Source organism: Bacillus sp. VA13, assembly GCF_055710085.1.
Map to the genome: position 1 here is coordinate 1 of NZ_JBVQPP010000013.1, position 613 is coordinate 613.

General features: G+C 48.1%; 4 tRNA genes and 1 rRNA gene. All 5 read right to left on the reverse strand.

The window, feature by feature from the left end:
• Positions 1-48: 48 nt before the first annotated feature.
• Positions 49-125 (reverse strand) — tRNA-Arg (locus AC0C66_RS21460).
• Between the two features lie 32 nt (positions 126-157).
• A tRNA-Gly gene (locus AC0C66_RS21465) sits at positions 158-232 on the reverse strand.
• A 61-nt stretch (positions 233-293) separates the two neighbouring features.
• Positions 294-366: transfer RNA gene (locus AC0C66_RS21470), tRNA-Thr, on the reverse strand.
• Positions 367-368: 2 nt separating this feature from the next.
• Positions 369-443 (reverse strand) — tRNA-Asn (locus tag AC0C66_RS21475).
• Between the two features lie 44 nt (positions 444-487).
• Positions 488-603, reverse strand: a 5S ribosomal RNA gene (gene rrf / locus AC0C66_RS21480).
• Positions 604-613 lie beyond the last annotated feature (10 nt).

Sequence of the window (613 nt, forward strand, 5' to 3'; positions counted from 1 at the left end):
TACCAAGCTGAGCTACTTCCCGATTTCCTAACTATTCTATTAGAATAATGGCGCGCCCGAGAGGAGTCGAACCCCTAACCTTTTGATCCGTAGTCAAACGCTCTATCCAATTGAGCTACGGGCGCAATCAATTTTACAATATCCCGTTGGGATAAAATGGAGCGGAAGACGGGATTCGAACCCGCGACCCCCACCTTGGCAAGGTGGTGTTCTACCACTGAACTACTTCCGCATATCGCAATAAAAAAAGCTTTCTCCTTTTCGAGAAACCTTGGTAATAATACATTTAATAAAGCTTCCAAGCGGGCTCGAACCGCTGACCTCTTCCTTACCATGGAAGTGCTCTACCTGCTGAGCTATGGAAGCAATGGCTCCGCAGGTAGGATTCGAACCTACGACCGATCGGTTAACAGCCGATAGCTCTACCACTGAGCTACTGCGGAATAATATAAGCTTCATAAACAAACATGGTAGAAATAAAAAATCTGCTTGGCGGCGTCCTACTCTCACAGGGGGAAACCCCCGACTACCATCGGCGCTGAAGAGCTTAACTTCCGTGTTCGGCATGGGAACGGGTGTGACCTCTTCGCTATCGCCACCAAACAAATTGAGA